6 protein-coding genes and 1 pseudogene are annotated in these 7,812 nt (G+C 68.6%); 3 read left to right on the forward strand and 4 right to left on the reverse strand.

The window, feature by feature from the left end; translation table 11 throughout:
- Positions 1-1,121: pseudogene (locus BCD48_RS19645) on the reverse strand (GGDEF domain-containing protein); the annotation flags it as partial.
- Positions 1,122-1,317: 196 nt separating this feature from the next.
- Between BCD48_RS19645 and BCD48_RS54955 the strand changes: the two are divergent.
- Positions 1,318-1,440 carry a hypothetical protein gene (locus BCD48_RS54955; RefSeq protein ID WP_274536553.1) on the forward strand — a complete coding sequence of 41 codons (123 nt, stop codon included), beginning with the start codon at positions 1,318-1,320 and terminating at the stop codon, positions 1,438-1,440.
- A 379-nt stretch (positions 1,441-1,819) separates the two neighbouring features.
- On the opposite strand, the gene BCD48_RS19655 is transcribed toward BCD48_RS54955, so the two are convergent.
- The gene (locus BCD48_RS19655; protein WP_083418909.1) at positions 1,820-2,923 is read right to left on the reverse strand and encodes an ABC transporter substrate-binding protein; all 1,104 of its coding nucleotides are present in this window, start codon (positions 2,921-2,923) and stop codon (positions 1,820-1,822) included.
- Between the two features lie 971 nt (positions 2,924-3,894).
- Here BCD48_RS19655 and BCD48_RS19660 point away from each other — a divergent pair.
- The gene (locus tag BCD48_RS19660; protein ID WP_071049899.1) at positions 3,895-4,596 is read left to right on the forward strand and encodes a TetR/AcrR family transcriptional regulator; all 702 of its coding nucleotides are present in this window, start codon (positions 3,895-3,897) and stop codon (positions 4,594-4,596) included.
- A 199-nt stretch (positions 4,597-4,795) separates the two neighbouring features.
- On the opposite strand, the gene BCD48_RS19665 is transcribed toward BCD48_RS19660, so the two are convergent.
- The gene (locus BCD48_RS19665; RefSeq protein WP_071049900.1) at positions 4,796-5,812 is read right to left on the reverse strand and encodes an SDR family NAD(P)-dependent oxidoreductase; all 1,017 of its coding nucleotides are present in this window, start codon (positions 5,810-5,812) and stop codon (positions 4,796-4,798) included.
- 73 nt (positions 5,813-5,885) lie between these two features.
- Between BCD48_RS19665 and BCD48_RS19670 the strand changes: the two genes are divergently transcribed.
- Positions 5,886-6,836, forward strand: coding sequence for an AraC family transcriptional regulator (locus BCD48_RS19670; protein WP_071049901.1), 951 nt, complete (start codon positions 5,886-5,888; stop codon positions 6,834-6,836).
- 323 nt (positions 6,837-7,159) lie between these two features.
- Here the strand turns inward: BCD48_RS19670 and BCD48_RS19675 are convergent.
- Positions 7,160-7,812 (reverse strand): TCP-1/cpn60 chaperonin family protein (locus BCD48_RS19675; protein WP_274536554.1); only part of this gene is annotated, 653 nt, incomplete at its 5' end.

Below are 7,812 nucleotides of genomic sequence, written 5' to 3' on the forward strand. Positions count from 1 at the left end.
CGGATCGCGACGAGCGTGGCGAGGGCGATCGAGAGCTGCAGAGTAAGGCCCTGTAGGGCCTCCCCCCGTGCGGCGGGCACGACGACGAGCAGGGACGCGACGCCCAGCGGCAGGTACGGCAGGTAGGCATGGGCCCACAGGGACAGCTCCGCGTGGCCGCGGTCGTGGTCTGGCCGTGCCTGTCGCCTCGTGGCCGGTCCCAGTGGGACCACCATCGCCAGCGCGAGCAGCGGCGGGGCGAGGACGGTGCCGATCCAGTACAGCGCCGTGTCGTCGACCGCGAACGGCCCGCGCGCGGCCAGGTAGATCAACGCCGTCTCCGACACGGCGAAGAGAACCAGGCTGGCGGTCACCAGCCAGAGCGCCCGGCCGTTGCGGGGCCTTCGGAACGTCAGCAGCAGGACGGCGACCACGATCAGCAACGTCCCGCTCAGCGGTATGGCGACAGCCAGCGCGAACGGCCATCCGCTCAACCCGCTGGCCGTGATGTCTTCCAGCACCGTGACCCAGGCGATCAGGAACATCGATACCACGATCATCAGGCTGTCCAGCGCGACCACCACCACCGCGGCATGTGGCCCGTCCTCGTCCTCGAGCGGAGGTGCGCGCTGCCCGGCCGGCCTCTCATCCGGCCGGATCGGAATGCTCAACAGGCCGAACAAGGCCAGCAGCGGAGGCACAAGGTATGCCAGGTCGGCGGCGTCCAGCGTGACCGAGGAGTGGTCCACGACCAGCCAGGTGATGATCCAGTCGATCGACCCACCCACCGCCGAGAGCAGAGCACTGCTCAGCAGCAGCCGCCAGCGGCGCTCGACGCCATGGCTGCGCACGATGGCGACACCAGCCACGACCACCGCGAACACGCTGCAGGCGACAAAGGCAGCACCCTGGAACACCACCCGCGGCCGTCCAGAAAGGAAGATCAGCGGTACGAGCGCTCCCACATACAGCAGCGCGGTACCGCCAGCCAGCCACCAGAACGTCCGCTCGCTGACCGTTCCATCCGAGCGCGCCACCGACCCGTGCGCTGGCTCGGTCCCGGCCGGCGCACGCATCGAGGCGGCCGGGCGCCCTCCTTCGACAGCCCCAGACAGGTAGCGGGGCCCCATGTAGCGCGACACGTCACTCCCTTCTGTTCCAGAGTCGCTGACCGCGCCTGTCCGCACACATCCGAACCTTCCGCTACGTGACCGAGGCGTCGATCGACGAGTGCCCGACCAGCCACGCGACAGGCCCCGCGCCCGCCGAGGCCAGGTGCATGGACGGGCGATGTCGACGATGGCTGGCGCCAAGAGCGGAAAGGCCAGCAGACCGGCCGTGACCGGTACGAGTGGGACGGACACCCGCGGGCAGCGTCCGGGCGGCGGCGAGCACGTCGTACACGCTGGCCGCGCCGACCTGCTCGCCGAGCGCTGGCCACCGCCACGGCCACGTTCGTAGCGCCCTGCCGCGACCGACCGCGCGGTCGTCCTCATGCATGGCGGCGGAGTGAGGAGCGAGGAGGGCGGGGCGCCAGAACCGGGAGCGACCATCGGGCGTTGGCCGCGCTGGCGTCCTTGAGTCGACGGCGCCCGCAGGGTGTGGACGGGTCCAACGTCGCGGAAACGCAATCCTTGCACGACGCCATGCCTGCCGAGAATGTCGTCCGTCTTGCCCCGACGGCCGGCCAACCGTAGGCCCAACGCCCCGTTACAGGGGCGTCGCTGTCCCCAGCCTGTCACCATCCGTGTTCACCGCTGAGCACAGCGGGAATGCTGGCGGCGTGGACGATCTCGACATAGCACACTGGGACGCGCTCGGAGCAGAGCGTTCAGGTCTGCTATGACGGCGGTCCGTACGTGAACGGCGTCGGGTTCGTAACGACTACCGCGCCGTTCCGGATTTCGCCCTGGGTGGCGGAACGATTCGTGATGCGAGGCAGGCTCTCCACGATCGGCGCGGCGGTGAAGTCGATCGGTGCCGTCGCACCGCCGGTGTCGAACGCCTTCTGCCGGTCGAGCCACGCCCTGATTTTCGCGGCGTCCACTGACCCGACTCGAGGGATGATGTCCGCGAGCAGCGTGACCCCGAGCCAGGCGTTGACGGCCGTGTCCGCGACGGTGTTGGTGATGCCGCCGATCGTCGGACCGAACTCCGCGACGTCGGCGGCGAAGCCGTCGAGTGCGGGTTGCCCGAAGGCGAGCGCGACGATGTTCGGCTGGTCCAGCTCCGTCAGCGTCTCTATGAGTAGTGGAGTCAGTGTGCTGCTGGTCATAGCCCACAGCAGCTTCCCGGTCCCGGCTCGGTCGCACGCCTGGAGCAAACCCGCGGCCTGGTCCGGGTATACGTCAGCGAAGACGGTGTCGGCACCCGTCTGCCTGATGTCGACACAGGCACGATCGAAGTCAGTCGACGTCGGGGCGAGTTCGATGGGGGTGTATTCGACTGACCCTCGGACGTGGATCTCGTCTGACCGCGACACGTAGGCAACGTGCCTGGTGGTCTCCGGGAGCATGTCGATGAGGATCGAGCGGGACCAAAAATACGGTATGAGAGTGTAGACGTTGTCGCTGCCGAGAGAAGAAATGCTCGCTGCGGCGCTCGCCCAGGAAATCGTGTTATGGGCTTCCAGAGCGGGAATGAGAGCTTCTTCCTGCGCACCGTCGTTGCCGACCGTCATAAGGACGTCGTCCCCGTTGAACAGCTGCTGAGAGCACGCGGCAGCGCCCTGCGGGGTACCGTGGTCGTCGCACGCGACGATCTCGATCGGCCGGCCCATGATCCCGCCCTCGGAGTTCACTTTCGCCGCGGCAATCCTGGCCGCCTGGACGATCCAGGGCTGCGAGACCGCATTGGTTTCGATGCTGGTCATGACGCCGAGCTTGATGGGATTACCAGCACTGCCGCCAGTGCACGCGCCAGCGCAGGCAGCCGTCAGCGACATGCTCAACGAAACAGCTGCCAGCGTGCGCCAGCGTCTGTGTCTCGGCTTGCCGGGGGACGGTCTTTCCTCGCTGTATCGACGAACCGTAGGCGGCTGGGTCCGAGCGTTTGTCTCGATGCGCGACAAAGCGCCACCTCTTCTTCGTTGAGCATCCGCTCAACGAAGAGTAGCAGAACTTAACCGGTCGCTCAAACTCGTCGGCCGGCCATGCCCCTCGGTGCCGTCCCGGCCGGATGCGAAGGCGGCTGCGCCGCGCCACCGGTCGGTGGTAGAGGCAGTAGCGAGGGCCGCACGCGCCCCATCCCGCGGATTGCCGGCAGTGAGCAGACGCTCGCGGTCGCGGACGCCAAACGGGGCCCACACCGAAGCCGGCCCACTGGCGCCCCGCCGGCCGACGGCAAGCTACCTGCACAAGCTGGATCCGACCTGGCAGTCACCCACCCGCTGCCTCTGGCGCCCCAAGCACCTCGTGACCGGTCACCGACCGGCTCGCCAGCGTCGACACCGCCCCCGAATCGATCCGCGTCCTCAAACGCCAACTCTCCGACGTGGTCTACAGGGCGCTTCTCGGCGATGCTCCCCAGGACGACTCCCCCGGCTCACAGCGGCCGCTTGACATAGGAGCAAGCGGACTGCGCCTATCCAGCCGTCTGAAAGCCGTCTGAAAGTCTTGAGTTTTCCCTTCACCTGGCAGAACTTCTGAGCGGTCCTGGGAGAGCATCGGCGGGAGTGGAATCCAGGTCGCTCGGACATCGCGCATAGGCGGCGACTCTTGAGCGTATGCTCAACTCTATCGGCTCGCGCGGAAGCCGGGACGGGTGGTTCTGCTGGCGGATGGAGTGCCGAGATCAGATGTCGTGGCCATCAGCCGGGCGGCGGACTTCGATTGCTACTGATCCGTGAGCCGGTAGGTTGGTACCGCGTCGCCGCCCACACGAGCGGCCCAAGGCCGCTGCTGGAAGAACGGACCTATGGACGACCTTGCCAGCCGGAGCCCGGCGCCCACTACGAGGCAGCGACTGATCGAGGGCGCACTGCAGGCGATCCGAACACACGGGATCGCTGGAGTGTCGGCGCGGACTGTCGCCGCCGCGGCGGGCGTCAACCAGGCGCTGGTCTTCTATCACTTCGGCACCGTTGACGGCTTACTGTCCGCCGCCTGTCAGAGCGCGACCGCCGAGCGCATCGCGCACTACCGCGATCGGTTCGCGGCCGTCGGCTCAGCCAAGGAACTGCTGCGCCTCGGCCAGGAGCTGCACGAGACGGAACGCCAGCGTGGCGATGTGGCCGTTCTCGCGCAGCTGCTCGCTGGCGCACAGGTCGACTCTCGGCTTGCCGAGCCCGTCCGCGCCGCGCTCCAGCTGTGGACGGCCGAGGTCGAACTTGTCCTGCGCCGGCTGTTCGCTGACTCGCCGCTCGCGGACGTCACCGACCTCGCCGGCTTGGCTCGCGCCGTGTCCGCGGCGTTCATCGGACTAGAGCTGTACGACGGCGTCGACCCCGATGGGGCACACGCCGCGACCAGCGCCCTCGACAGCCTCGCCGTCCTCCTCGACCTTCTCGACAGGCTCGGCCCGCTGGCCCGCCGCGCCCTGCGCTCTCACACGAATACCGACCGGGCTGGCTCCGGTGGGGCTGTTACGTTCGGAGAGCCTGGGCGTGCAAATACCTGAGAGGCCCTGGTGATCAGACCGCGGCGGCGAGTGTCGAGCTCGCCAAGGAACCCGCCTTCGACGACTGCGCACGATCAGGGAGTTGCGGGTCGCGACCCGCCAGCGGGTTCTTCACGAGTCGCCAATGTGATCCTGGTGTGCCGGTGCCGGTGCCGGTGCCGGGGCCGGTGCCGGTGCCGGTGCCGCCTGCTGCGGCGGGTTAGGCCGAAGGACCGTCGATCAGGCGCTCGCTCAGCTCCCACAGGCGCTGGGCGGACTGGGGGTCGATGGAGTGGGGTACGACGTCGACCGGGATCCCGTCGGCGCCGGGCGCGGTGAGATCGACGGGCTTGGGGTCGTCGTCAAGTGGCGAGATGTCGCTGTTGTTGAGGTAGATGCCGCCGATGTCGGCAAGCAGGGGGCTGGTGGCCGCGAACACGATGGTCGCGGCGCCTTGCTCCGGCGTCTTCTTTCCGCGGTCGGGGTCGATGATCGGCTCACCGGCTTCGTCGATGAGACCCATTGCGCGTTGCGCCTCCGCGCCCACCGACCTGTTGAAGTCCGTGGCCGGCACGATGCCCGGGTGCGGGGCGTAGGCGCGGATTCCATCTGCGGCCCAGCGGCGGTCCAGCTCGACGGTGAACAGCACGTTGGCGGTCTTCGACTGGGGATAGGCGAGGCTGGGGGCGTACCGGCCGGTGGTGAAGTGGATGTCGTCCCACAGGATGTCGGACATCCGCTGGGCGCCCGAGGTGGTGGTGACGACGCGGGCGCCTCCGGCCGCACGGAGTGCGGGGTACAGGCCCAGGGTCAGCTGGAAGTGGCCGAGGTGGTTGGCCGCGAACTGTGCCTCGTAGCCGCGCGCGTCGTGCACGATCCCGCCGCCAGGGAAGCCCGCGTTGTTGATCAGGATGTGCAGCGGCCGGCCGGAGTCGAGGTAGCCGGCGACGAAGGCATCGATCGACGCCGGGTCGAGCAGGTCCAACTGGCCGACCTCGACGTTCTCGATCCCGGCGATGGCTTTCGTCGCGCGGTCGGTGTCGCGGGAGCCGGTGGTGACCGAGGCCCCGGCGTTCGCCAGAGCGCGGGTGGCGACCAGCCCGAGCCCGGAGTGGCCGCCGGTGATGATGACGTTCCTGCCGGTGAGGTCGATGCCCTCGATGACGTCGTCGACCGTCGACGCGGGGGTGAACCCGGATCCGATGGGGTGCTGATTGTGTGTGGTGCTTGGCGTCATGGGTCCACCCTGCGCCGCACCGAGCGGATTCTGAATACTCGTCAGTCCTTGTTTTCTTTGCGATAGTACGGCGGTGGCGGAGGACTGGCTGTCTGAGGTGTTCGATCTCGTCGAGGTCCGTGGTGTGCTGTCCGGCGGGTTCGCCGCGCGTGGCCCGTGGGTCTCCCGCGGGGCGCTCGGGACGCCGCTGAAGTTCTTCGCGTTGGTGGCTGGTCATGCGCGGCTGACCACGGACGGCATCGACTCGCCGATCGTCCTCGAGCCAGGAGATGTCGCCGTGCTGAACAACCGATCGTGGCTGGAGCTCGAAGGCGGCACCGGTGACGCGCCGCGCCGCGAGGTCCTGCCCGAGGAGAACGATCCCGCCACCGATCTTGCGGATGTCGACTTTGGCATCGATGATGTCCTGGTCGGGGGTCGAGTCGACCTCAACCCGGCCGGTCAGCAGTTGCTGCTGCAGGCGCTCCCGCCTGTCGGGCACGTCCGGGGGTCGGCCGCCGAGGCGACCAACCTGCGCGGCACCGTCCATCGGGTGTTCGACGAGGTGCGCACGCGCCGGATCGGGGCCGACTTCGCGATCCGGCAGCACGTCCAGCTCCTGGTGCTGGAGATGGTGCGCGCCTATGTCAGCCAGGCGGAGCTGCCCCCGGGCTGGCTGCGAGTGCTGACCGACGAGCGGTTGCGCCCGGCGATCGGGCTCATGCACGCCGATCCCGGAAAGCCCTGGACATTGGCCGAGCTCGCCGGCGCCGCGGCGATGTCACGCACCGTGTTCGCCGAACGCTTCCGGACCGCGGCGGGGGTGCCGCCCCTGACATACCTCGGTCGCTGGCGGATGCTGCTCGCGCAGCGGGCACTACGCGACGGCGAGATCCGGGTCGGCGCCCTCGCCTCGAAGCTGGGATACACGTCCGAGAGTGCGTTCAGCACGGCGTTCAAACGCCAGGTCGGGCTGTCACCCCTGCGATATCGGCAACGCTTTCACACGCATGAGCCAGCCCTGAACGGCACGCCTCTCCCCTGACCCCGCCCCGCGGAGGCCGCCATGGGCCGGGTTCCGGCCGGGCTCAGGCAGTGGCGTGGGTCGGGGCGGCCCACGGCGAACCCGGCGCGGCGGGCACGTCCAGCAGGCGCACCACCCACTGGACGCCCCGGGCGCGGAGCCGGTCAGCTGTTCGCGCAGAGCCGCGGTGAACGTGGCAAGCCCGCACTGGTCGGCGGATACGTACCGAGGAAACCGTAGCGCAGGGGCACCCTGCTCACCTTCCGGTCAGCGCCGGCAGAAGCCACCGGCAGGCGCGCGAGCGTAGAGCTCGCCTGGCGAACGTTCAGGAAGGCAGAGCGGGGTCAGAAACCCATATCTCCCATGCCGCCCCCTTCGGCACCCGCCGCGGAGTCCGACTTGTCGGCGATGACAACCTCGATAGTGAGGAAAAGGCCGGCGATCGACGCGGCGTTCTGCAGCGCCGAGCGGGTCACCTTCACCGGGTCGATGATGCCGGTGGTGACCAGGTCGACATATTCACCGGTCGCGGCGTTGAGGCCGTGGCCGATCGGCAGGTTGCGCACCTTGTCGACCACGACGCCACCCTCGAACCCGGAGTTCGCCGCGATCTGTCGGATCGGCGCTTCCATCGCCCGCTTGACGATGTTCGCGCCGGTGAGCTCGTCGCCGCTGAGGTCCAACTTGTCGAAGGCACTGATCGAGGCCTGGAGCAGGGCGACGCCACCGCCGGCGACGATGCCCTCCTCGACGGCCGCCTTCGCGTTCGAGACGGCGTCCTCGATCCGGTGCTTCTTCTCCTTCAGCTCGACCTCGGTCGCCGCGCCCACCTTCACGACAGCGACACCACCCGCGAGCTTCGCCAGCCGCTCCTGCAGCTTCTCACGGTCATAGTCCGAGTCCGACTTCTCGATCTCGTTACGGATCTGCGAGACCCGCCCCGAGATCTGGTCGGTGTCGCCAGCGCCCTCGACGATGGTCGTCTCGTCCTTCGTGA

It is taken from the genome of Pseudofrankia coriaricola, from assembly GCF_001854805.1.
GTDB lineage: Bacteria > Actinomycetota > Actinomycetes > Frankiales > Frankiaceae > Pseudofrankia.

Bases quoted from the DNA above. Each gene is read 5' to 3' on its own strand.
- BCD48_RS19660 (WP_071049899.1), top strand. From the start codon at position 3,895: ATGGACGACCTTGCCAGCCGGAGCCCGGCGCCCACTACGAGGCAGCGA.
- BCD48_RS19655 (WP_083418909.1), bottom strand. From the start codon at position 2,923: ATGTCGCTGACGGCTGCCTGCGCTGGCGCGTGCACTGGCGGCAGTGCT.
- BCD48_RS19665 (WP_071049900.1), bottom strand. From the start codon at position 5,812: ATGACGCCAAGCACCACACACAATCAGCACCCCATCGGATCCGGGTTC.